Below are 24,062 nucleotides of genomic sequence, written 5' to 3'. Positions count from 1 at the left end.
GGTGCAGGCCGACGTCGGCGGGGGCGTGGCTGATCGGCTGAGGCGCCCGGCGCCTCAGCCGATCGGGCGGTGTACGTTCTCCCGCCGGGCAGGACCCGGCGTCGCGTCCGCGATCCACGGCCCCTCGCCCGAGGGGTCGATGATCCCGGACTCCAGCCAGGTGTACATGCCGCTCATGACGCCCTTGACCACCTTGCGGTCCAGGTCGTCGGTGTTGGTCCACAGGCGCGCGAAGAGTTCGTCGACGCGGATGCGGGACTGCTGGCAGAACGCGTCGGCGAGCTGGTAGGCCTCGCGGCCGTACTCCTCGGTCGTACGCAGCATCTCCGCCCGTACGCACGCCGCGCTCATCGCGAACAGCTCGGCGCCGATGTCGACGACCCGGCCGAGGAAGCCCTGCTTGGTCTCCATACGGCCCTGCCAGCGGGACATGCCGTAGAAGGTGGAGCGGGCGAGTTTGCGGGCCGACCGCTCGACGTAGCGCAGGTGCGTCGAGAGGTCCACATGGCCGGCCGGGTGGAAGTCCGCGTAGGCGCGCGGGAGCTGGCCCGGTCCGGCGACGAGCTTCGGCAGCCAGCGTGCGTAGAAGCCGCCGGCCTTCGCGCCCGCCTTCGCCTTGTCGGAGAGGGACTTCTCTGGGTCGATGAGGTCTCCGGCGACCGACAGGTGGGCGTCGACCGCCTCACGGGCGATCAGCAGGTGCATGATCTCCGTGGAGCCCTCGAAGATCCGGTTGATGCGCAGGTCGCGGAGGATCTGTTCGGCGGGGACGGCGCGCTCACCGCGGGCGGCGAGGGACTCGGCCGTCTCGAAGCCGCGGCCGCCGCGGATCTGGACCAGCTCGTCGGCCATCAGCCAGGCCATTTCGGAGCCGTAGAGCTTGGCCAGTGCAGCCTCGATGCGGATGTCGTTGCGGTTCTCGTCGGCCATCTGGCTGGCCAGGTCGAGTACGGCCTCCAGGGCGAAGGTCGTCGCCGCGATGAAGGAGATCTTCTCGCCGACGGCCTCGTGGTGGGCGATGGGCTTGCCCCACTGCTCGCGGGCGGCCGACCACTCGCGGGCGATCTTCAGGCACCATTTGCCGGCGCCCGCGCACATCGCGGGCAGGGAGAGTCGCCCGGTGTTCAGCGTGGTCAGCGCGATCTTCAGCCCTGCGCCCTCCTGGCCGATGCGGTTGGCCGCGGGGACCCGGACCTGGTGGAAGCGGGTGACGCCGTTCTCGATGCCGCGCAGGCCCATGAACGCGTTGCGGTTCTCGACGGTGATGCCCTCTGATCCGGCCTCCACGACGAAGGCCGTGATGCCGCCCCTGTGGCCCTCGGACTTCGGTACGCGGGCCATGACGACGAGCAGGTCCGCGACGACGCCGTTGGTCGTCCACAGCTTCACGCCGTCGAGGATGTAGTCGTCGCCGTCCGGTACCGCTGTGGTGGCCAGACGCGCGGGGTCCGAGCCCACGTCCGGCTCGGTGAGCAGGAACGCCGTGATGTCCGTACGGGCACACCGCGGCAGGAAGGCGTCCTTCTGCTCCTGGGTGCCGAACAGTTTCAGCGGCTGCGGTACTCCGATCGACTGATGCGCGGACAGCAGCGCGCCGATCGCCGGGCTCGCGGAGCCGACCAGGGCGAGAGCCTTGTTGTAGTACACCTGGCTGAGCCCCAGGCCGCCGTACTTGGTGTCGATCTTCATGCCGAGTGCGCCGAGCTCCTTGAGGCCCTGGATGACCTCGTCGGGTATCTGCGCCTCGCGCTCGATCCGGGCGCCGTCAATCTTCGTCTCGCAGAAGTCGCGGAGCTTGGCCAGGAACTCCTCACCGCGCTGGGCGTCCTCGTCCGGGGGCGTGGGGTGGGGGTGGATCAGATCCAGCCGGAAGCGGCCGAGGAAGAGTTCCTTGGCGAAGCTGGGCTTGCGCCAGTCCTGCTCGCGCGCCGCCTCCGCCACCTGACGGGCTTCTCGTTCGGTGACGGCCGGCCTGCGTGTCGTGACGTCGGGCCTTTTGGTTGGTGCGGACATGAGGCTCACCTCGCCGCTTCGGGATCATCCGTCCGATTAGTTACCGGTCGGTTCTACTCATTCGTATGTACCCGATTCGCCGGGTCCCCACCAGTCCTCGCGCACCGATCGGGTGAACGGGGCGGTGCCGGACGTGCACGCCTGGTGCGGTAGCTTCCCAGGCCCGTGGTCCCGCTCCGTGAGGGGCACCCCGCTCCCGGGCGCCGGAAACAGGGCGATGCCCGGGACCAGGGAATCTAGTCGAAGCGCTTCGACAATCCTATGGACACCCCCTGGCCGTCGGGCTACTGTCGGACCACCCTCACCCCGCAGTCCAATCCTCTGCGCCCCATGTCGAAGCGCTTCAAACCCCACCTTGGAGGGCTGAATGGTCACCCTCGCCGAGGTCGCCCAGCACGCCGGAGTCTCGGCCAGCACGGTGAGCTATGTCCTCAGCGGCAAGCGTTCCATCTCCGCCAGCACACGGCAGCGGGTAGAGCGGAGCATCCAGCAGCTCGGCTACCACCCCAACGCGGGGGCGCGGGCCCTGGCAAGCAACCGGTCGAACATCATCGCGCTGATGATTCCGCTGCGTACCGACATGTATATGCCGGTGATGATGGAGATCGCCATCGCCGTCGCCACCACGGCCCGTGCACACGGGTATGACGTGCTGCTGCTCACGGGAGAGGAGGGCCCTGACGCCGTACGCCGTGTCACCGGCAGCGGGCTCGCCGACGCCATGATCCCCATGGACGTCGAGCTCGACGACGAGCGGCTGCCGTTGCTGCGTGGTTCGGACCGGCCGTCCGTGCTCATCGGCCTGCCCGCCGACACGACCGGGCTGACCTGTGTCGACCTCGACTTCGGGGCGACCGGCGCCCTGTGCGTCGAGCATCTGGCGAAGCTCGGCCACCGTGACATAGCGGTCATCGGCGAGGCGCCCGGGGTGTACGAGCGGCACACCGGCTTCGCCGAGCGCACCCTGGACGGCCTGCGCTCCCGTTCCCGCGAGCTCGGGCTGCGGCTGCTGCACCGGCCCTGCGAGGGCGGCTACGACGCGATGTCGGTGACCCTGGCACGGGTCTTCGACGAGCGTCCGTCCACCACCGGGTTCGTCGTGCAGAACGAGTCGGCGGTCGAGCCGCTGCTCGCGCTGCTGCGGCAGCAGGGCCGCGCGGTCCCCGAGGACGTGTCGGTGGTCGCGATCTGCCCGGACCAGCTCGCCATGCAGGCCTCCGTGCGCCTCACCTCGGTCGCCATCCCCGCGCAGGAGATGGGGCGGCGCGCCGTGGAACTCCTGGTCGCCAAGCTGGAGGGACACGGCACGGACGAGGTCGTACTGCTCCCGCCGGAACTGACCGTACGGGCCAGCTCGGGCCCGGCACCTTCGACCAGCTGAGGGGCGGGCTCCGCCCGGGTCAACCGAGCGCGAACCCGGCGGAGCCGAACCCGAACCGTGGACCCGCCGAGACCGGGACCCGGCCGGAGCACTCAGGCACCGCGCCCCGCCCGGCTCCCTCTCCCCCGCCCCGTCCCATCTACCTCCCCACGTTCCACGCATCCCCATGTCCCACCCCGGCACGGCTCCGCCAGGCCGGACATGTCACTACATCCGTCGTTACACACCCTTCAGGAGCACCCGCGTGAATCAGCCTGCCGTCAGTCAGCCTGGACAAGGCTCCGTCAGCCTGGCCCAGTCGTCCCCCACCATCGGTACGTTCCGCGAGCGTGACGGGGCGCTGGAGTGGAGCGGCCGTCAGGAGACCGTACGCATCGAGCCCTGGGGTCCGGACGCGATCCGGGTCCGCGCCCGGCTCGGCGGCCCGGTCCTCGACGGACTGCCCGGCGCACTCCTCGAAGACCCGGAGCCCGCCCAGGCGGTGACGGTCAAGATCGGCGACGGCGAGGGCCAGCTAACCGTCGGCGCGATCACCGCGCACGTCAGCTCGGAGGGGCAGATCCGCTTCGTCCGCACCGACGACGGCACCGAGCTGCTCGCCGAGGAGCGCGCCCACTTCTGGTGGCCCGGTCCGCGTCTGTACACCCCGACGGGCAACGGCCACCACCGCCTGGAGCAGCGCTTCAGCGCGTACGAGGGCGAGAAGCTGTACGGACTCGGGCAGCACCAGCACGGGCGGTTCGACCAGAAGGGCACCGTCCTGGACCTGGTGCAGCGCAACGCCGAGGTGACCATACCGGTGCTCACCTCCAGCCGCGGCTACACGCTGCTGTGGAACAGCCCCGCGATCGGCCGCGTCGAGCTGGCCGGCAACGGCACGCGCTGGGTCGCCGACTCCGCCCGCCAGATCGACTACTGGATCACGGCGGGCACCCCGGCCGAGGCACAGCGCCGCTACAGCGCGGCGACCGGCCGTACGCCGATGCTGCCCGAGTGGGCCGCCGGCTTCTGGCAGTGCAAGCTGCGCTACCGCACGCAGGACGAACTCCTCGCCGTGGCCCGCGAGTACAAGCGGCGCGGCCTGCCGATCTCCGCGATCGTCTGCGACTTCTTCCACTGGACGCATCTGGGCGATTGGAAGTTCGACCCGGCGGAGTGGCCCGACCCGGCGGCGATGATGCGCGAGCTGGACGCGCTGGGCATCAAGCTGGTCGTGTCGGTCTGGCCCTCGGTGTCTCCGCTCAGCGAGAACCACCAGCTCATGGAGCAGAAGGGCTACTTCATCGGCACGCAGTACAGCCCGATGGCGCACGCGGACTGGCCGGACAAGGAGGTCGCCTCCACGGTCCAGGTGGCGTTCTACGACGCGACGAACCCCGAGGCTCGCGAGTTCGTGTGGTCCCGAATCCGCGACAACTACCTGGAGCGGTACGGGATCCGCGCCTTCTGGCTCGACGCCTGCGAGCCCGAGCTCAAGCCGCACTTCGCCGAGAACCTGCGCTATCACGCGGGCCCCGGCCAGGAGGTCGGCAACCTCTACCCGCGCGAGAACGCCCGTACCTTCTACGAGGGCATGCACGCCGCGGGCGAGACCGAGGTGGTCACCCTCAACCGCTCCGCGTGGGCGGGCAGCCAGCGCTACGGCGCCGCCCTGTGGTCCGGCGACATCGGCACGGACTTCGCGACCCTGCGCCGCCAGATCGCCGCGGGCCTCAACACCGCGCTGTCCGGCATTCCGTGGTGGAACACCGACATCGGCGGCTTCCACGGCGGCGACCCGGACGACCCGGCGTATCGCGAGGTCATGGTCCGCTGGTTCCAGTTCGGCGCGCTGTCGCCGCTGATGCGGCTGCACGGTTTCCGCGACCCGGGCATGCCGCTCGGCCCGGCCATGACCGGCGGCCCGAACGAGGTGTGGTCGTACGGCGAGGAGGCCGCCGCGATCCTTGAGAAGTACCTGCACCTGCGCGAGCGCCTGAAGCCGTACGTCCTCGATGTGATGCGCGCGGCCCACGAGGAGGGCCTGCCGGTGATGCGGCCGCTGTTCCTCGAGTTCCCCGAGGACGAGAAGGCCTGGTCGGTCGACGACGCGTACCTCTTCGGCCCGGACCTGCTGGTGGCGCCGGTGCTGGAGTCGGGCGCGACGGCCTGGACGGTGTACCTCCCGGCGGGCGCGCGGTGGACGGACGCCTGGACGGGCGAGGAGTACGAGGGCGGTGCGGCCGTCACGGTCGACGCCCCGCTGGACCGGATCCCGCTGTTCCTGCGGGACGGGGCGCGGCTGCCGATCGCTCAGTAGCGGTGCTGTGAGGGGAAGGCGGGCCGGATCACGGGGCCGGCCCGCCCTCCCTCACCTGTGCCGGTCCCCGGCCATGGGCACTCCTCGCGGGCCATTCTCAGGCCGTCGCCCGGGCCGCCCGGGTCGCTCGGGCAAAGGCGGCCATACGCCGGGCGTAGCCGTCCGGGTCGCCGAAGTGCACCGCCAATTGCTCGGCTCCGGCGTTCCTGAACGCCTCGGCGATGAGGGCCGCCTCGCCGACGGTGCGTTCGGGGCCGTGCCAGTCGATCCGGGTACCGGCGGATACGGTGCGGCCGTCCGTGCAGGCCCGCAGGTACGCCAGCCTCTCGCCGAACTCCTTCGGATCCAGGCCAACGCCCTGCCAGACGTCGGCATACCGTGCCGCCCTGCGCAGGGCGGCGTCGGTGACACCGCCGGTCATCACCGGCACCGGACCGTCGGGGCGCGGCTCGAAGACGCCCGTCCCGAAGCCGTACCAGCGGCCCTCGAAGGGGCCTCGGCCGGCCCGGAACAGGTGCCGGAGCAGTGCGATGGCCTCGTCCGTCCGGGCAGCGCGACTCCTGAAGTCGGCGCCGACGGCTGTGAACTCGCGTTCGTCCCAGCCGATCCCGACACCCAGGGTGATCCGTCCGCCGGACAGTCTCTGAAGGGTTGCGACCTGTTTGGCCACCACGAACGGACTGCGCATCGGCAGGACCAGCACAGAGGTGCCGAACCGGATCCGGGTGGTCGCCGCTGCCAGCCAGCCCATGGTCACGAGCGGTTCGAAGACACCCCCGTACACGGGACCGTACTCGGCCGGCGGCAGCAGGTGATCGGGGAGCCATGCCGTGTCATAGCCGAGGGTCTCGGCCTGCTGTGCCAGCTCGACGAGCAGGCGCGGGTCGGCATCCGCGGCCTCATCGGGGAGTACGACCTGCAGCTTCACTTGCGCTCGCCCTCCCTCACTTCCGAGAGCGGAAGGGACTGGAGAAAGCCGAGGACCGGCTTCAGCCACTCTTCCGGCCGCTCCACCATGACCACGTGGTCGCTGTCGATCTCCGTGTACTGGGCGCCCCGGATTCCGGCCGCCAGGGCGCGGGAGTTCGCGGGCAGGACCATGCTGTCGCGGGCCGTCGCGACAACCAGCGTCGGTACGGCGAGCTCTGGCAGGTCACCGGTGATGTCCAGCGACGGGATCAGGTCGATGTGCGGGCGGAGTGCGGGCGGCTCCTCGGCCCGCCAGCCAGGGAGGAGACCGAGCAGGTGGTCGTCGGGCCGGGCGAAACCGGCGGTCAGGACGAGGGCGGTCACCCGCTCGGGGTGGCGTACGGCGGCGCGCACCGCCACCAGCGTGCCGAGCGAGAAGCCGAGCACCGCGAACCGCTCGATGCCGTGCCGGACGGCGGAGCCGACGATCGCGTCCGTGAGGTCGTCGAGGTCGAGCGGGGCGGCGGCGACCGGGGTTCCGCCGGAACCCGGGTAGTCGGGGGCGATGACGGTGTGGGCGACGGCGAGGGTTTTCAGGACCGGGGCGAAGTTGCCCTCGATGCTGCCGGTGGCGCCGTGGGCGAGCAGCAGTCCCGGGCCGGTTCCGGTGACGGCGGTGGCGAGGGCGGGGAATGAATCGGGCATGCCCCGAACGTTGACCCATCACACCGGTGTGAAGGTCAAGTCCCAGGCGCGGTGAGGAGAATCGGTGCTGATAGGCGAGCTGTCGCAGCGGACCGGGGTCGCGACCAGGCTGCTGCGGTACTACGAGGAGCAGGGCCTGCTGTGCCCCGACCGTGACAGCAACGGATACCGCGTGTACGCGCCCGAAGCCCCGTACGTCGTCGCCCGCATCCGGGGCATGCTGGCGGCCGGGCTGACCACCGGCGCCATCCGCGAGATGCTGCCGTGCGCCACCGAGACCGGGCCGGGGATCGACCCCTGCCCGGAGGTGCTGCGGACGATGGCCATGCACCTGGAGCGGATGGACGCGGACATCGCGGATCTGCGCCGCCGCCGCGCCGCGCTGGCCGAGTTCCGCGACGCGACCGAGGCGCGGCAGAGGCGGTGACCGGCTCGATCCGACAGCTCAGCGCTGGTGCCATATCAGCGTGTAGCGCCAGAACAGCCGGCGACGCAGCCGTGCACCCGGCAGGACGTGGCGGGCTTCGCGGACGATGTCGGGGAAGCTCATGTCCGCAGGGCGGGTATGGGCGGTCATCGAGACCGGCCGTTGTGCCGTGCGGCCCTTGTTCTTGAACCAGCCCATGGCGGCGTTCAGTGGGATGGCGACGGCGCCGAGCAGCTGGTCGCCACGGGTCTCCGCGCGAGCCAGCCCGACGACTACCAGCGTTCCTCCGGGCGCCAGGTGTCGGCGCAGGAGGGTGAGCGCTTCGGTGAACGGCAGATGGTGGATGACGGCGACACACGTGATGACGTCGTAGGAACCGGCGGGGACCCCGGTCAGTACGTCCGCGACGGAGAACGTCACCGGGGCGGCCGGAGGAGTCAGCTCCCGTGCCCGGGCGACGATCGCCGGGTCCAAGTCGATCCCGTGCACCTCCTTGGCGCGTATGGCCAAGAGCCTGGCCAGGTCGCCACTACCGGAGCCGACGTCCAGGGCACGGTCGAATCGTTTCGGAAGCTGCCGCAGGATCCACCGGTGGTAGTGGGCGTTGTGGTCCCACGGATGAGCGGCATTGAACCGGTGAAGGGCTTGCAGGACGCGAGGCGACAACAGGTTCATGCCGCCATCCCAGCAGACCGTGGATTCCGGCGACGCCCCGTCCGGGAATCCCGTACGCCAGGCTACGGTGTCGGCCCAGCGAGGTAACGCCTCAGGGCGTCGACGCCGTCAGGTACGAACGTCCACCGCTGAAGCGCGTCCTGCAGCTCGCCCTCGGAGACCCAGCCGTGCCAGGCGATTTCCGACGGATCTGGGACGATCGCCTCGGTGACGACGGCCTCATGGACGCCGAGCCAGTACGGGCTGATCGCCCCTCGGCAGAGGAACTTGAAGACGAATCGGACCGGCGCCTGAACCCCCAGCTCCTCGGCGAGTTCACGGGCTGCCGCCTCCTCGTATGACTCGCCGACCTCTGCGGCGCCGCCGATCAGCCAGTTGTACTGTCCCGGGAACCGCGACACATCCTCCGGTCTCCGATGCACCAGAATGCGGCCCTCCGGATCTCGGCAGACAGTCGTCGCCACGCGGTGCAGCCACTGTCTGTCGATGGCCTCGCCCCGCTCCACCACCCCGACCACCAGGTCCTGCTCATCGACCCGCTCGACCAGTTCACCCATGGCACTCACGATCGCAGACGACGTCAGCGTCCCCGGCTGCCGAGTCGCTGTTCGGCGGCCTCAACGGTCTGTGCCAGCAGGACGGCGATGGTCATCGGGCCGACCCCGACGGGGACGGGCGTGATCAGACGGGCACGGGTGCGGGCGGTGTCGAAGTCGACGTCGACGTCGACGTCGACGTCGACGTCGACGATGTTGCCCGGGTTGTATCCGGCGTCGATCACCACCGCGCCCGGCTTGATGTCCTGACCCCGGATCAGCCGCGGTCGTCCCACGGCCGCTACCACGATGTCCGCTTCCCGGACGATCGCGGACAGGTCCGCGGTGCGGAAATGGCAGTACGTGACCGTGACGTCCCGCGCGAGCAGGAGCATCCCGACCGGTTTGCCGAGGATGGCGCTGCGGCCGATCACGACGGCGCGTCTGCCGGCGAGTTCGACGCCGTACTCGTCCAGAAGCCGCATGATCCCGCCGGGCGTGCACGACGCGAAACCGGGCAGTCCGAAGCTCATCGCGCCGAAGGAGTGCATCGTGACGCCGTCGACGTCCTTCTCCGGAGCGATGGCCTCGAACGCCGCCCGCTCGTCCCGCCGCCTCGCCGTGCGCCCGGGTGCTACCGGCCCGGAGCGGTGTCGTAGTCGTGCCTGGCCCGCTCGACCTCGTCCAGGTTGCCGGCTGCCCACTCGGCGAGGTGGGCGAAGAGCGGGGCGAGGCTGCGGCCGAGCTCGCTGATCTCGTACTCGACCCGAGGGGGGACCTCCGGATGGTACGTGCGCATGATCAGGCCGTCGCGTTCCAGTTGCCTCAGCCGCTGGGTCAGCACCTTCGGCGTGATCCGGGGGATGCCCCGCTCCAGCTCGACGAAGCGTTGCCGACCGTGGGTGTGGAGCGTCCACAGGATCGGAGTGGTCCACCGGCTGAACACGATGTCCACGACCGGACTGATCGGGCAGGCGAGTTGCGGGTCGGTAGCAGCGGAGGCCGTCCAGGTCGTGTCGTCGGCCATGCGCATCCCTTCGAGAGAGCCACTTTCCTGTAGGTACCTACTACACCGGCGATGTTAGCGTCCCGTCGTCGCCCGGAGCTCAGCTCTCTGAGGCGTTCTCGCCCGCCCGGGCATCGACAACCACGCCGAAGAACAAGGGAGTTGCTCGTGATCGTAGTGACGGGGGCGACCGGCAACGTCGGCCGATCACTCGTGCAGGCCCTCATGGCGGCCGGTGAGCAGGTGACCGCAACATCTCGGAGCATCTCGGACGCGGACGTGCCGGAGGGCGTCCGGCACCGCACGGCGGACCTGACCGACGCCGAAACCCTTCGGCCCGTTCTCGACGGCGCCGACGCGCTGTTCCTGCAGAACGGCGGACCCAGTGCGCACCTGCTGAGCCCTCAGCACATCCTCGACATCGCCAAGACCGGCGGCGTCCGACGAGTCGTGCTGCTGTCATCCCAAGGAGTCGCGACCCGGCCCCAGTCGGCATCGCATGGAGGCACGGGACGCGCCATCGAGGACGCCGTCCAGCAGTCGGGCCTGGACTGGACGATCTTGCGGCCGGGCGCTTTCGACTCCAATGCGTACGCCTGGGCCGAGTCGGTCCGTACCCGGCGGACCGTCGCCGCGCCGTTCGGTGACGTCGGCCTGCCCACCGTCGACCCGGCCGACATCGCCGAGGTCGCCGCCGTGGCGCTGCGCGAGGACGCGCACACCGGAAGGATCTACGAGTTGACCGGTCCCGCCCTCAGCACGCCCCGGCAACAAGCCGAGGCGCTCGGCGACGCGCTCGGCGAACCGGTCCGCTTCGTCGAGCAGACCCGCGACGAGGCCCGCGCACAGATGCTGCAGTTCATGCCCGAGCCCGTGGTCGCCACCACGCTGGACATCCTCGGCGAACCGACCTCCGCAGAACAGCGCATCAGCCCTGACGTCGAGCGAGTCCTCGGCCGCAAGCCCCGCACCTTCGCCGACTGGGCTCGACGCCACATCGCCGCCTTCCGATAGGACCCCGTCCGCAGGCCAAGGCGGTCCCGGCCCCTGGATGGCGACGGCGGCACCTCTCTGGTGCCGCCGTGCCGGAATCACTTGGCATACATCGCTCGCGCCTCGGGCCCTCTCAGCCGTATGCGCCGACTCAGTCGCGCGATTGGCGCCGCTGACGTACCGCTGCCGCCAACTCGCCCAGCAGCGTCTCCGTCTGTTCCCAGCCGATGCATGCGTCGGTGACGCTCTGTCCGTAGGTGAGTGTGCTCAGGGGCCCGGGCTCCTGTCGCCCTTCGCGCAGGAAGCTTTCGATCATCAATCCGGCGATCCCCGGTTCGCCGTGAGCGACCTGGGCTGCGATGTCGCGGACAACCGCTGCCTGGCGGACGTGGTCCTTGCCGCTGTTGGCATGGCTTGCGTCGACAACCAGGCGCTGCGGCATCCCGGACTTGCCCAGCAGTGCGAGCGCGTCGCGGACGTGGTCAGGGCCGTAGTTGGGGCCGCTGCGTCCGCCGCGCAGGATGATGTGGCAGTCGGGGTTGCCACTGGTCGAAACGACCGAGCCGGAGCCGTGCTCGTCGATACCGAAGAAGACATGGCTGCCCGCTGCCGCCCGACAGCCGTCCACAGCAGCCTGGATGTCGCCGTCCGTCGCGTTCTTGAAGCCGACCGGCATCGACAGTCCTGAGGCGAGCTGGCGGTGCACCTGGCTTTCGGGGGTACGTGCGCCGATGGCTCCCCAGGTCACTGTGTCCGCGATGTACTGCGGGCTCGTCGGCTCCAGGAACTCGCAGGCGACGGGGAGTCCGATGTCGAGTACGTCGAGCAGTACCTGGCGGGCCAGGCGCAGCCCGTGGTGGACGTCGTGCGTACCGTCCAGGTGAGGGTCGTTGATGAGGCCTTTCCAGCCGAGGGTCGTGCGGGGCTTCTCGAAGTACACCCGCATCACGACGCACAGATCATCGCGCAGAGGAGCCGCCGCCGCGGCCAGTCGTTCCGCGTATTCCCGTGCCGCGGCCGGGTCGTGGACGGAACACGGGCCGACGATCAGGAGCAGGCGGTCGTCCTCACCGGTGAGCACATCCTTGACGGCGCGTCGACTGGCCTGGACCAGGGTCGCGCGGGCAGCACCCAGAGGTAGATCACGGCGCAGGGCGGCTGGAGGGGCGAGGGGCTGGAAACTGGTGACACGCAGGTCATTGGTCTGAGGTGAGCTGGTTGAGGACACGGTCATGATCGGGTTCCCGTCTTCGTTCACGAGGCGGGGACCGAATCCGTGCTGCTTGCGCTGCGTCACCCGGTGCCTGGCCGCCTCAACGACGAAGGGCAGAGACGGATTGTCTCTGCCCTGCTGGCTCCGGGTGATTGCTGGTCAGCGCATGCGACGACCGGCTCCACCCGGAGCCAGTGTGAAGCGCCAATAGCAACGCACCAACGTGAACATGTGAGGGATGCTAACGGAGCGATCGACCGTGGAGTCAGGCACTTTCCTCCATCCCAGGAGCTGCCGCGCACTCTCCGCCACCTCGCACCATCAGTGATTGATGGAACGCGCGGGCGGGGCGGGCGGTCGAGCGCGGACCGGCTCAGGACGCCGCGTACGCCGTAGCCTGGATGCCGTACAGATCCGCGTACCGCCCGCCGAGCGCCAGCAGCTCCTCGTGCGTGCCGTGCTCCGTCAGTCTGCCCTTGTCGAGGACGAGGATGAGGTCGGCACCACTCACGGTCGAGAAGCGGTGCGAGACGATGACGGTCACGGCGCCGGTGCGGGTGGCGAGGGTGCGGGCGCGGTCCATATAGCGCTGGAAGATGGCCTGTTCACTCGGAGCGTCGAGGGATGCCGTGGGTTCGTCGAGGACGAAGAGGAGCGGCTCGCGGCGCATGGAGGCGCGGGCGAGTGCGGTCTTCTGCCACTGGCCCTCGGACAGGTCGACGCCGCCCAGTTCGCGGCCGAGCTGGGTGTCCAGGCCGTCCGGGAGGCGCGCGACCAGGCTCTCGGCGTCGGCCGCGAGGACCGCCTCGGCGATGCGCTCCCGGTCGTCGATGTGCGGAAGGTCGCCGAGCCCGACGGTCTGCGCGAACACGGTGTGGAAACGCCCGAAGTCCTGGTACGCGGCGCTGGTCCTGGCCCGCCAGGCGTCCGTGTCGAGCTCGGTGAGATCGGTGCCGTCGACGGTGATCCGCCCCTCGTCGGGCCGGTAGAACTTCGACAGCAGCTTGACCAGCGTCGTCTTGCCAGAGCCGAACTCGCCGACCACCGCGATCACGGCGCCGGCGGGCAGCGTGACGCTGATCCCGTCCAGCGCGCGCCGCTCCGTGCCCGGGTAGACGTACGACACGTTGGTGAAGGTGATGCCCTCGCGGAGAGCGTCGGGGCTGGGCGCCGTGCCGGTGGTGCGGGCGCGCTGGTCGGCGGCGTACGAGCGCAGCCACAGGTACGGGCCGATCAGCCGCATCGCGTCGATCGCGCCGGCCGCGCGAGTCACCGCCTGCTGCACGGACTGGCGCAGCGCAGCCGCGACGGTGATCGTCAGCACCAGGTCACCGGGCGTGCCGAGGCCCTGTGCCGTGCGGTGGCCGACGAGCGCGAGGCCCCCGCCGAAGCCGAGCGTGAACACCGTCCAGCCCGCCGCGCGCAGCCATGCCGCGCGCATCCGGGCCCGGTAACGGCCGTCCACTACCACCCCGAAGGCCGCGCTCTGCCTCCGTACGATCTCCTCCCCCGCGCCCGCGACCCTGATCTCCTTGCCGGTCGCCGCTCGCGTGCCCAGTTTGAACAGATGACGCTGGACACGGTGGTACTCGGCGGTGTCGGTCTCCGCCGCGTTGACGAGCCGCTGGCCGCGGGCGTTGGCCCACAGCGGGAGTGCGGCGGCGGGCAGAAGGAGCAACAGCCAGGGGCTGACCGTCCCGAGGAGCAGGAGCAGCACCACGAGTTGGAGTACGTCGGTGAAGATCGCGATCGCGCTCCACATGCTGGCGACGATGGCCCAGGCAGAGGTGCGGACCGTGGTGACCCGGTCCAGGTAGTCCGTGCGCTCCAGGTGCTCCAGGCCCTCCAGCGTCGCGATGTCGCGGTGGATGCCCTCGTGGATGTCCGTCAGCCCGATCTTCTCGGTCGACATGATCATCAGGGAGCGGCCGATGTGGTTCAGGGTGCGGGTCGCGGCGTACGCGCACGCCGCGCAGACCGTGCCGAGGACCGCCGCGTCGTGGTCGCCGGTCGTGATGCCGTCCACGGCGGTGCGCAGGGACAGCGCGATGCCGGTGGTGGCGGGCACGCCGAGCAGCAGTACGGAGAGGGTGGCCGCGGTGGCCGCCGGGATGCGGCGCCAGGAGAGGGCGAACAGCTCACCCCATAGCGCGAGCGTGCGCCTCACCGGTACGGCCCCTTTCTTGCCGGTCTCGTCCTGATTCAAAGCCGTGCTACGCAATGCCGTACTCGCCTTCCTCGATGCGGTCCTCGTGGCCGCGCCGGAAGCGTTCGGCCTGGATCGCGAACATCTCGGCGTACGCGCCCTGGCGGGCGATCAGTTCGTCATGGGTGCCCGACTCGGTGATGCGGCCGCCGTCGAGCAGCACGATCCGGTCGGCCTGGCGGACGGTGGACAGGCGGTGCGAGATGAGGACGACGGAGGTGTCGTCGCCGCGGGCGCGGGCGAGCCGGTCGAAGACGTCGAACTCGGTGCGCACGTCGAGGTGGGCGGTCGGCTCGTCGAGCACGAGGAGCCGTGAGCCGGTGTGCACGGCGTAGAGCGCGCGGGCGAGGACGACCTGCTGCCACTGTCCACCGGACAGGTCGACGCCGTCGGTGCGGGAGCGGGCGAGCGGGGTGTCCCAGCCGTGCGGCAGCCGCTCGAGGACGGCGGTCAGCCCCGCGTCTCGGGCGGCCGCTTCGAGCGCCGTCTCCTCGCGGGGAACGGCGGCCTGGCCGAGGGTCACGTTGTCGGCGGCGGAGAGTTCGTAGCGTACGAAGTCCTGGAAGACGACCGAGATGCGGCGGCGCCACGCGTCGGGCGTGAGGTCGGCCAGGTCGGTGCCGTTCGCGGTGAGGCGCCCGCCGGTCGGCTCGTACAGGCCGGAGAGCAGCTTGATGAGCGTGGACTTTCCGGCGCCGTTGAGGCCGACGACGGCGAGGAGTTCGCCGGGGCGGATCTCCAGGTCGAGCCCGTCGAGGACGGTGCGCTCGGTGCCGGGGTAGCGGAAGGAGACGCCCTCGAAGCGGACGTGGAGCGGGCCGTCGGGCATCTTCGTGCCCTGGCGCGGCACACGTCCGGCAGGGAGCGCAGCGGCATCGTCGGGCACCGGCAGGAGTTTCTCCAGCTCCTCGGTGGCTTCGATCGCGGCCGAGGCGCCGGCGACGTCGCGTCCGTCGGCGTAGTCGACGAGGCTCACCAGCGACCAGCCCGCGCTCAGGACGGCTGTGGCGACGGCCGCCGACTGCGTGCCGTCCGCACCGCTCGCCGCCGCCGGTACGAACACGGCGAGCAGGCAGCCGAGAACGACCATCCCGTGCCCGATGTTCTCCCACGACGCGTGGACGGTCCGGCGCCACAACGGCTCGAACATGCCGAGCAGATGGCGCCGCTGCTCGACCAGCATCCACTCGGCGAGGCCGAAGGTCCGTACGTCCTTCCCGGTGCTCGGTGACGTCATTGCCTCGGCCCACACCCCGCCCTGCTGGGCGCGGTCGGCACGGGTCAGCCACTGCCGGATCAGCTCCGTGAAGCGGCCTACGAAGCGGATGCGCAGCGCGACGACGGGCAGCAGGATCACGGGCACCGCCCACCACGCGAAGGCGGCCAGCACGGCGGACGAGGCGACGAAGCCGCAGGCGGCGCTGATGAACCGCAGCTGGGCGGCGGCGCCGTCGGCCGGGGTGCGCTCGGTCCAGTTCTCCGGGTCCGCGGAGGCGGCCTGCACGAGCTGCTGAGTCCTGGGCTGTTCCAGAGCGCCGATCGTCGGGACGGAGACGGCGCGGCGCAGGAGCGCGGCCCGGTGGGCGCCGACGATCCGCGCCTTGAGCAGCCACTCCAGGGGTTCGATGAACGATTCGAGGAGGTGCGCGGCGAGGAGGAGGACGGTGAAGGCGGCCAGGGGCCACAGGAGGCCGCCGAGGACTCCGTCGCCGGTCAGCCGCTCGGCGCGGCCGACGAGCTGCCCCATGGCGACCGCGGTGGCCGCGGGCAGCAGGGCCTGGGCGAGCAGGAGCAGCGAAATCCCCGCCAGCAGGGGGCGGGGGACGGTGCGGAGCGGGCGGAGCAGCGCGATGCGCCGCGTCAGGGGGCTGTGCGGTGAGCGTTGGGAGGGCTGGGCGCTGTTCAGGCGGTTCACCTCATGGCATCCGGGCGGGGGTGGAGCCGGCCCCGGGACGGGACCGGCTCCGTGTCGGTGCTTCATGGTGCCGTGGTGCTGTGGTGCCGCGCCCCTGGTTTTCTTACAGGCAGGCTGTCAGCTGCTGGAGACCGTCAGGTTGTTGGTCTGGAAGTCCAGCCCGCCCGACGACGAGGTGATCTCGTAGCCGAACTGGACGTCTCCGATGGTTTCGTTGCCCATCCAGCCCTTGGTGTCCTTGATCCACTTGAGGATCGGGAGGATGTCGACGGTGCCGGAGTTCGAGTCCGAGGTGCGCAGGAACGAGAAGACCTCGTTGGCACCGTTGTTGCCCTTGTAGACGTTCCAGGTGTGGCCGCCGAGAGTGACGCTCCCCTGCGAGGTGCCGAGCGGGCCGACGGCGCCGTTGTAGTTCACCCAGAGCATGATCTCGTAGTCGTAGTCGGTGTCCCAGATGTCGTACGACGTGTTGTACGCGCCGGAGGACGGGACCGTGACGTTGTAGCTGCTGGTGAGCGAGCCGAGCGAGGTGATCGACTTGTTGATCACCTTCTTGGAGTTGGGGTAGGACTTGATGCCGCCGGTGTTGGGGTGGTCGGCCCAGACGCCCCAGTTGGTGCCGGAGTTGGCCCAGATGCACTGGCTGCCAGCGCCGGAGCCCCAGATGTTGTTGTAGAGCGTGTAGCCGTTCAGCGTGGTGTTGCCCCACTGGTCGCAGGAGCTCCAGACGGCGGCGTGGGCGGGAGCGGAGGCGAGGCCGATCGTGGCGCCGAGCGCGAGTGCGGGGGCGAGCAGCGCTTTGGTCAGCCTGCTAAGAGTGTGTCGTGCCATGGTGTCCCTTCCATGGGTGGGGGGATTTTCCGGTGTTGTGGTGCTGTGCGGTTCACTGCGCCTCCAGGGTGAGGACGCAGTCTTCCCCGGCATGCAGGGAGAGCTGTCGCGCACCGGTGGAAGTCCAGGTGGGCGTCCGCAGGTCGATGCGGACGCTGCGGGTGGGGCGGATCACGGCGGTGGCGCCGTCCGGGCTCCAGGCGAGGTCGACTTCGGCGCCGAAGCGGGTGCGTACGCCGCGGAGTTCGCCGCTCTCGTACGCGTCCGGGAGCGCGGGCAGGAGGACGAGCCGGTCCGGTGTCGACTGGACCAGCATCTCGACGACCAGCGCGGGGAGGGCGTGGGCGGCGTCCGCGTTGTAGACGTTCCGGGCCGGGTAGTGCGCGCTCATCAGCGAGGCGTGGAAGAAGTCGCCTGCCACGACTTGGCCCAGGGCGGCTGCGGCCCGCTCGCCGTCTCGCAGGCGGGCCGCGATCAGCGCGTGGTGGAGATGGCCGTGTGCAGAGTCGTTCTCGGCGCCGCGGAGCTCGAGGGCGCGATGGGCTGCCGCCGCGAGGTCCGGGGTGTCGTAGGGGTTGATCTCGTCGAGCGGCCAGACGCCGTAGAGGTGGCTGAGGTGCCGGTGGTCGTAGGAGTCCTCGAGGCCCGGCCAGGCCCATTCTGCGATCGCGCCGTCGTCGTTGATCCGGTGCGGGGGCAGCCGGTCGGCGAGGGCGCGCCAGCGGTCGGCGCCCGGGGTGCCGGGGTGGTAGGCGGCCGCGGTGAGCAGGGCGTGGCGGGCCGCGGAGAGGTCCATGGCGGCGTTGAGGGTGCCCCAGCTCGCGTTGGCGGGGCGGTTTTCCGGGGAGTAGGACGGGACGACGACGAGGTGGCCGTCCGGGCCGGTGCGGGTGAGGAAGTCCTCGTAGAACTGCGCCACTTCGGCGAGCGCGGCGGCCAGGCGGGGGTCCTGTTCCCCGCGGGTCTCGTCGTGGTCGACGAGCGGCTTCAGCAGCCAGTCGGCGCCCGCCGTCCACAGGTGGAGGGGGTACTCGCGGCTGAAGTGGTACGTGTGTCCCGACTCGCCGTCCGTGTGCGCGGGCGCGACGATGCCGCGCGTGCCGAAGATCGCGCGGGCGTTGTCCCGCCAGTCCGGCAGCTGGCCGTACACCAGCGCGGCATGCGCCTCGCTGACCTCGGGCAGGGCGGCGGCCGCGGCCGACGCGGTCTGCAGATTGACGTTTGCGTCGTTGGTGAACGCCCCCGACCACGCGGTGTTCCAGTCGCCGGTCCACAGGCCGGGCAGGCGTGGCGGCAGCATGCCGCTCGCGGACAGCAGGTGGTAGCGGCCCGCCGCGAAGAGCCGCTCCAGGAAGGCGGTGCTCTTGGGGCGGCGGAGCAGCTCGGAGCCGGGTAGGGCCCGGTCGGGGTCGCCTGCGGCATCACCTTCGACTTCCTCGGCGGGGCCGAGACGGAGGGAGACACGCTCGTAGGCGGGGCGGTGGAGGGCGGTGTGGCGGTCGAGGAGGCGGGCGTAGGCGCCGGCGACGTCGGCGGGACCGTCATCGGACAGCAGAGCGCGCAGTGCCTCCGCCTCTGCCAGGACGTCGAGTTCACCGGTGTGGCGGTGCACGCGCGTGAGGAGCAGGACGCCTTCCGCGTCCGCGACGCGCACGCCGGGCGGCTCCACCGTCGTACGGCCGCCTGCGGTCACCACGAGGGTCACTCCGGTGTACGCGCGGTCGCTGTCCGGGTAGCCGGCGCGCAGCGTGAGCAGGGCGCCCTCACGGGTGAGAGCCGCCCCGTGACCGACCGCCAGGCCGGACGGGGCGCCTGGAAGGCGGTGATCGAGGGAGATGTCCAGGCTCTGCCCTGGTCCGGTGACGTACTGGACGATGACGTCGTCCGCGCGGGAGACGAAGACGCGGCTGTGCCAGTCGGGGCACAGGGCTCCTGCCGTCGCACACACGGCGTCGGCGACGCCGGTGGTGAAGTCGACCGAGCGCCGGTAGTCGCGCTGTTCACCGGCCTGTCTGCGCAGCCGTACCTGGAAGGCCGGGTGGAAGGGCTGCACCCACATCATGCCCCGGCCGTCGGTGAAGCGCTCGGCGGCGGTCGTGTCGCCGGCGAGCAGCCGGTCCTGGAGGGCGGGGATGTCGGCGGCGAGCTGCGGAGGGCGGGCGTGCTCGCTGCCGTTGGGGCGGACGAGTGTGTGGTGGTTGACGATGATCCGGTCGTCGTACGGATCGCCGAACACCATGGCGCCGTGGCGCCCGTTGCCGCTGAGGAAGGCGTCCTCCCAGCGGGCGGCGGGCGACGGTTCCCAGGTGCCGTGGCACGCGCGCGTGCCATCCGCGGCATCCCACGCGCGCGTGCCGGACATGGTGTGCACCTCGTTTCCTCTGTTCACTGCGCCAGCACCGCCACCCCGTATCGCTCGAGCTCCAGCGAGCCCTCGACGGACTCGCCGGTGAGGAGGTCGCGATGGGTGCCGGGCACGTCGACCTTGACCGGCTCGCGCCGGTGGTTGAGGACGAAGAGCAGCTCGCCCCGGCGGACCGCTTCAACGCCGGTCGGCAGGCCCTCGAGCACCGGCCGCACGCCCGCCTCGGCGGCCACCCGCGCCAGCAGGTCGCGCAGCGCGCCGGGCTCGGGAAGCGTGGAGACGTACCAAGCGCGGCCCTTGCGCAGCACCGCCGGGAGGCCGTCGAGCTCACCGCCCTTGTACGGAACGACCTCGTCGGCGTCCCCGGCCTCCAGCTCCTCGGACCAGAGCGTGCCGCGGAAGCCGTCGGCCTCGACGGTCTCGCCCGGGTCCAGCGGCCACCACTCGTGCAGGATCCGGATGCCGAACAGCTCGCGCAGCCGCTCCTCCATGCCGCCCGCCCGCACCCGGTCGTCCTCGTCGGCGACGCCGGTCTGGAAGCCGCAGACCAGGGTGCCGCCGTCACGCACGTACGCGACGAGGTTGTCGATCGCGGTGTCCGTGAGCAGATACAGCTGCGGCACGACGACGAGCTTGTACGCGGACAGGTCGTGCTCGGGGTGGGCGAAGGCGGCCGTCGTGCCCGCCTCCCACAGGGCGCGGTGCCAGGCGCGTACGACGTCCTGGTACTCGACCCCGGAGGAGAGCCGGCCGTCCTGCTGGCCGGCCCACCAGGCGTTCCACTCCTGGAGGATCGCGACATCGGCGGCCACGCGCGTGCCGGTCACCTCGCCGCTGATCCGGGCGAGTTCGGCGCCGATCTGCTTGACCTCCTGGAAGGTGCGGCCCTGCTCCCCCGCGTGGCTGACCATCCCGGAGTGGAACTTCTCCGAGCCCTGCCGGGACTGGCGCCACTGGAAGTAGCAGACAGCGTCGGCGCCGCGGGCGACGGCCTGCAGCGACCACAGGCGGTTGAGGCCGGGCGGCTTGGGGTGGTTGACGCCCCGCCAGTTGACCGGTCCTGCCGCCTGCTCCATGACCATCCACGGACCGCCGCCCGCCTGCGAGCGGGTCATGTCCTGGATCATCGCGGCGTTCTGCCCGCCGAAGGGGTCGCGCGGGTCCGGGTAGATGTCGACCGAGACGGCGTCCTCCTCCTCGGCCCACCGCCAGGCGTCCTGGCCCGTCCAGAACGGCATGAAGTTGGTGGTCACCGGGATGTGCGGGGTGTGCCGGCGGACGATGTCCCGCTCGGCGACGTAGCACTCCAGGAGCATGTCGGAGGTGAACCGCTTGAAGTCCAGCACCTGGGTGGGGTTCTTCATGTAGTGGGCGCGGCGGGGCGGGAGGACCTCGTCCCAGCTGCCGTAGCCCTGGCTCCAGAAGGCGGTGCCCCAGGCCGTGTTGAGCGCGTCGAGCGTGTCGTACTTGTCCTGCAGCCAGCGGCGGAAGGTGGTGGCCGCCTCGTCGCCCCAGTCGTAGGTGCAGTACTCGTTGTTGATGTGCCACATGGTGAGGGCCGGGTGGCTGCCGTAGCGGGCGGCCAGGTCCTCGGTGATGGCGGCGGCGTAGCGGCGGTAGGTGGCGCTGGAGTGCGAGAAGTGCTGGCGGGAGCCCCACCACTCGGTCTGGCCGTTCTCGTCGCGCGGCAGCGTCTCGGGGTGGAGGCGGCCCATCCACGGCGGGGGCGAGGCGGTCGGGGTCGCGAGGACGACCCCGATCCCGTTCTCGTGCATGAGGTCCATCAGGCGGTCGAGCCAGCCGAACTCCCGTGCTCCCGGGCGGGGCTCCAGCTTCGCCCAGGAGAAGACGCCCAGCGTGACGGAGTTGACGCCGGCCTCGCGCATGAGGCGCACGTCCTCGTGCCAGGTCTCCTCGGGCCACTGCTCGGGGTTGTAGTCGCCGCCGAAGAGGATGCGGCCGCGGGTGGTGTCGGCGAGGGTGGGCCGGTCCGGCGTACCGGATGCGGTCACGCTGGGCGTCTGGGGGGTCATCAGGAAGGTTCTCCGTACACGCTGGGCGTCGGGGGTCCCGCTGAGCGGGCGGGGGTCAGGCAGGGGCTCCGTACTGGATGCCGCGGCCGTTGGTGCCGAGGTAGACCCGGCCGTGGATGCGGGGGTCGCCGGTGATGACCTCACCGATCCAGCCCCACTGGTGGGCATCGTCGTTGATGCGGATCCACGTCTTGGCCTCGTCGTCGGAGCGGTAGACGGCGGTGATCGCCTCCGTGGCGCCGACCTGGTAGATCGCCGGGTAGTCGGCGCCGTCGGCGGCCTTGCCGAAGCCGAGCGTGTGCGAGGCCCAGCAGCTGGTCACCTTGGTGAAGGTGGCGCCGCCGTCGGTGGAGCGGTAGAGGCCGTTCGCCTTGGCCGAGAGCCACAGGTCGCCGCTGCGTCCGGGGGCTGCGACGATCTTGAACTGGCTGTCCCCGGAGGGCAGTCCGGTCGCACGGGCGGTGAACGAGGCGCCACTGTCAGTGCTCGCGTATAGCGTTCCTGTGTCGGTGTCGTACGCGTAGAAGAGCGTCGGGTCGGCCGGGTCGGCGACCGGCGTGGCGCCCTTCGGGAAGGAGGAGACCTCGGTCCAGGTCGCGCCGTTGTCCGTGGAGCGGTGCCCGGCGTACTTGGTGCCGTCCCAGTGCACGAACGACCACAGCAGCGTCGAGCCGTCGGCGCTGGTGGCGATCGGTCCGGGAGCGTTCTTGGCGATGTCGGGCTGGGCCGCGAAGGGCGCCCAGGTCTGCCCGCCGTCGTTGGAGTACGCGCCGTTGCCCTTGTCGCCCCAGCCCGTCCGCACGACATACGACGGCTTGGCCGCGGCGAGTGCGAGTCCCGTCGCCGACCCGAACACGGGGTTCGTCGCCATGCCGCGCGACGGAGACGCCGTGAGCAGCTCGTGGTACATCACGCCGATGTCCCCGAGCCCGCTGAGCAGATGCGCCTCCCCGGCCGGGGGCGAGATCAGCTGGCGCACGGCGGTCTCCTCCAGGCCGCGGATCTGCGGTGCCCAGTTCTTCAGGTCCCGGGTCCCGTAGAGCGTCGCGCCCGTCCCGAACACGATGTGCTTCGAGTCGTACGGGTCGATGCCCACGGCCTGGATCCACCAGCCGAACTTGGGCTTGTCCTCGCCCCACTTCAGATAAGGAGTCTCGGATACGTCGAAGACAGCAGCGTCCTTGAGGGACGTCCAGGTACGGCCGCCGTTGGTGGACCGGAACAGCGTGTCGATCGCCGCCCAGCGGTTGTTCGTGGAGACGACGACGGTGCCGGGGCTGCTGACGTCCACGGCGACGCCGCCGTAGCCGAAGGTGTCCTTGGAACCGTCGGCCGTGGTGCCACCCGGCTGCACGGGCGTGACCTCGGCCCACTTGCCGCTCGCGGTGTTCAGCTTGTGCACCGAGCCGGTCGAGTGGCCGTTCGGGCCGGGCGTGTCGGCGTACGTGACGTACAGCTCGCGGGTCCCGGAGTCGTACGCAGCGCGGATCGGCACCTTGGCCGCGGTCCCGGTGGGCTGGCCGGGCACGGCCTCCCAGCCGCCGGAGGTGGTCGTGCGGTACAGAGCCGTGGCGGTCGCGCTGCCGTCGCCGTCGCCCCAGCCGGCGTACAGGGTGCGCCCGGCCGCGACGAGGAACATGATGCCCTGCCCCGACGCGCTCGCCTTGGCGGGGAAGTCGGCGGCCGCCCAAGTCGCACCGCGATCGGTGGACTTGAGCAGCCCGTCGTGCCGGGTGCCGAGCCACAGGGTGTCGCTGTCACGCGGGTCGACGAGGAGCCGCTCGCCGGCGCCGCGGCCGTCCTCGTTGGCGCCCAGCTTCACGGTCAGGTCGGTGCGCGACCAGGTGGCGCCGCGGTCGTCGGAGCGCAGCACGGCGCCGTTGCCCGCCCACGACTGGGAGTACGTGCCGACGGCCAGGTACACGCGGTCCGGGTGGGCGCGGTCGACGGCGATCGCCTCGACGCCGAGGAGGTTCCAGTCGTCCCAGCCGATGTGGTCGAGGAGCGGCACCCACTGGCTCGTGCCGTCGTCCCAGCGGTAGGCGCCGCCGATGTCGGTGCGGGCGTAGGCGAGTCCGCGTACGGAGGGGTGGAAGAGGACGCCGCTGATGAAGCCGGTGCCGCCGATGACGACGTTGCGCCAGCGGTAGGGGTTTCCGGCGTCGGCCGCGGAGGCGGCGGCCGACGTGGCCTCGGTGGCGGCTACGGCCGAGCTCTGGAGGGCGGGGACGGCGGTGAGTGCGGCGGTTGCGGCGGTCCCGGCGAGGACCGAACGTCTGCTCAGGCGGTACGTGCGCATGACTTACCTCGATCTGTACGGGCAGCAAGCTGCGAGAACCTGGGGAGGCAGAGACGAGCCCGGGAGGGCGCATGGCGGCCCGGAGCGGCCGCGCGACGGGGGGAGGTGGGGCTGGAGTCCGCCGTGGCCGGCCGGTGACAGGCCCGGCCGGACACGGCGGCGAACGAGGGGCGCGGGCTCTGGCGTCAGCCCTTGATGGCTCCGGTGAGCATGCCCTTCTTGAAGTGCCGCTGGACGAAGGGGGAAGCGACCGCGA

The 24,062-nt window shown here is 70.8% G+C and carries 17 protein-coding genes and 1 pseudogene; 4 read left to right on the top strand and 14 right to left on the bottom strand.

Features of this window, described 5'->3' with window-relative positions; translation table 11 throughout:
* Nucleotides 1-54 precede the first annotated feature (54 nt).
* On the bottom strand, nt 55-2,013 hold the full coding sequence (locus STSP_RS06270; RefSeq protein WP_067273197.1) for an acyl-CoA dehydrogenase family protein: 1,959 nt from the start codon (nt 2,011-2,013) through the stop codon (nt 55-57).
* Between the two features lie 367 nt (nt 2,014-2,380).
* On the opposite strand from STSP_RS06270, the gene STSP_RS06265 reads away from it, so the two are divergent.
* Both STSP_RS06265 and STSP_RS06260 read left to right on the top strand, forming a co-directional pair.
* A complete protein-coding gene (locus STSP_RS06265; RefSeq protein ID WP_067273194.1) occupies nt 2,381-3,394 on the top strand; it encodes a LacI family DNA-binding transcriptional regulator in 1,014 nt (337 codons plus the stop codon).
* Between the two features lie 244 nt (nt 3,395-3,638).
* Nucleotides 3,639-5,693 (top strand): glycoside hydrolase family 31 protein, encoded by a 2,055-nt coding sequence (locus STSP_RS06260; protein ID WP_067273191.1) that lies wholly within the window; start codon nt 3,639-3,641, stop codon nt 5,691-5,693.
* Between the two features lie 97 nt (nt 5,694-5,790).
* On the opposite strand, the gene STSP_RS06255 is transcribed toward STSP_RS06260, so the two are convergent.
* Nucleotides 5,791-6,621 carry a TIGR03619 family F420-dependent LLM class oxidoreductase gene (locus STSP_RS06255; RefSeq protein ID WP_067273188.1) on the bottom strand — a complete coding sequence of 277 codons (831 nt, stop codon included), beginning with the start codon at nt 6,619-6,621 and terminating at the stop codon, nt 5,791-5,793.
* On the bottom strand, nt 6,618-7,307 hold the full coding sequence (locus tag STSP_RS06250; protein WP_067273185.1) for an alpha/beta fold hydrolase: 690 nt from the start codon (nt 7,305-7,307) through the stop codon (nt 6,618-6,620). The genes STSP_RS06255 and STSP_RS06250 overlap by 4 nt, the downstream gene beginning before the upstream one ends.
* Nucleotides 7,308-7,371: 64 nt before the next feature.
* Between STSP_RS06250 and STSP_RS06245 the strand changes: the two genes are divergently transcribed.
* Nucleotides 7,372-7,734, top strand: a complete 363-nt coding sequence (locus STSP_RS06245; protein WP_067273183.1) for a MerR family transcriptional regulator — start codon at nt 7,372-7,374, stop codon at nt 7,732-7,734.
* 18 nt (nt 7,735-7,752) lie between these two features.
* On the opposite strand, the gene STSP_RS06240 is transcribed toward STSP_RS06245, so the two are convergent.
* The 4 genes and pseudogenes from STSP_RS06240 to STSP_RS06225 all read right to left on the bottom strand — a co-directional run bounded on the left by STSP_RS06240 (nt 7,753) and on the right by STSP_RS06225 (nt 9,978).
* Nucleotides 7,753-8,409: a class I SAM-dependent methyltransferase gene (locus tag STSP_RS06240; protein WP_067273180.1), complete on the bottom strand. Its 657-nt coding sequence runs from the start codon at nt 8,407-8,409 to the stop codon at nt 7,753-7,755.
* Between the two features lie 62 nt (nt 8,410-8,471).
* On the bottom strand, nt 8,472-8,966 hold the full coding sequence (locus STSP_RS06235; protein WP_067273179.1) for an NUDIX hydrolase: 495 nt from the start codon (nt 8,964-8,966) through the stop codon (nt 8,472-8,474).
* A 23-nt stretch (nt 8,967-8,989) separates the two neighbouring features.
* A pseudogene (locus STSP_RS06230) lies at nt 8,990-9,604 on the bottom strand (bifunctional 5,10-methylenetetrahydrofolate dehydrogenase/5,10-methenyltetrahydrofolate cyclohydrolase); the annotation flags it as partial.
* Complete coding sequence (locus tag STSP_RS06225) at nt 9,580-9,978, bottom strand: winged helix-turn-helix transcriptional regulator (RefSeq protein WP_078066928.1); 399 nt, start codon at nt 9,976-9,978, stop codon at nt 9,580-9,582. The gene STSP_RS06225 and the pseudogene STSP_RS06230, both read right to left, overlap by 25 nt.
* A gap of 141 nt (nt 9,979-10,119) precedes the next feature.
* On the opposite strand from STSP_RS06225, the gene STSP_RS06220 reads away from it, so the two are divergent.
* Nucleotides 10,120-10,965 (top strand): NAD(P)H-binding protein, encoded by an 846-nt coding sequence (locus tag STSP_RS06220; RefSeq protein ID WP_067273176.1) that lies wholly within the window; start codon nt 10,120-10,122, stop codon nt 10,963-10,965.
* A 130-nt stretch (nt 10,966-11,095) separates the two neighbouring features.
* On the opposite strand, the gene STSP_RS06215 is transcribed toward STSP_RS06220, so the two are convergent.
* The 7 genes from STSP_RS06215 to STSP_RS06185 form a co-directional block, all read right to left on the bottom strand.
* Nucleotides 11,096-12,178 carry a 3-deoxy-7-phosphoheptulonate synthase gene (locus STSP_RS06215; RefSeq protein WP_067273207.1) on the bottom strand — a complete coding sequence of 361 codons (1,083 nt, stop codon included), beginning with the start codon at nt 12,176-12,178 and terminating at the stop codon, nt 11,096-11,098.
* Nucleotides 12,179-12,530: 352 nt separating this feature from the next.
* The gene (locus STSP_RS06210; protein ID WP_067273205.1) at nt 12,531-14,324 is read right to left on the bottom strand and encodes an ABC transporter ATP-binding protein; all 1,794 of its coding nucleotides are present in this window, start codon (nt 14,322-14,324) and stop codon (nt 12,531-12,533) included.
* 46 nt (nt 14,325-14,370) lie between these two features.
* Nucleotides 14,371-16,278, bottom strand: coding sequence for an ABC transporter ATP-binding protein (locus STSP_RS06205; RefSeq protein ID WP_198547276.1), 1,908 nt, complete (start codon nt 16,276-16,278; stop codon nt 14,371-14,373).
* A gap of 117 nt (nt 16,279-16,395) precedes the next feature.
* A complete protein-coding gene (locus STSP_RS06200; RefSeq protein WP_067273172.1) occupies nt 16,396-17,109 on the bottom strand; it encodes a glycoside hydrolase family 12 protein in 714 nt (237 codons plus the stop codon).
* 52 nt (nt 17,110-17,161) lie between these two features.
* Nucleotides 17,162-19,471, bottom strand: a complete 2,310-nt coding sequence (locus tag STSP_RS06195; protein ID WP_067273200.1) for a glycosyl hydrolase family 95 catalytic domain-containing protein — start codon at nt 19,469-19,471, stop codon at nt 17,162-17,164.
* Between the two features lie 23 nt (nt 19,472-19,494).
* On the bottom strand, nt 19,495-21,507 hold the full coding sequence (locus tag STSP_RS06190; protein ID WP_067273168.1) for a beta-galactosidase: 2,013 nt from the start codon (nt 21,505-21,507) through the stop codon (nt 19,495-19,497).
* Nucleotides 21,508-21,562: 55 nt separating this feature from the next.
* Nucleotides 21,563-23,806, bottom strand: a complete 2,244-nt coding sequence (locus STSP_RS06185; RefSeq protein WP_067273165.1) for a sialidase family protein — start codon at nt 23,804-23,806, stop codon at nt 21,563-21,565.
* Nucleotides 23,807-24,062 lie beyond the last annotated feature (256 nt).

Origin of the sequence: Streptomyces jeddahensis, from assembly GCF_001642995.1 — a bacterium.
In the GTDB taxonomy this organism is placed as follows: Bacteria; Actinomycetota; Actinomycetes; order Streptomycetales; family Streptomycetaceae; genus Streptomyces; species Streptomyces jeddahensis.
Note: the sequence above shows the minus strand (reverse complement) of the source record. Positions and strands in the feature narration are given on the sequence as shown.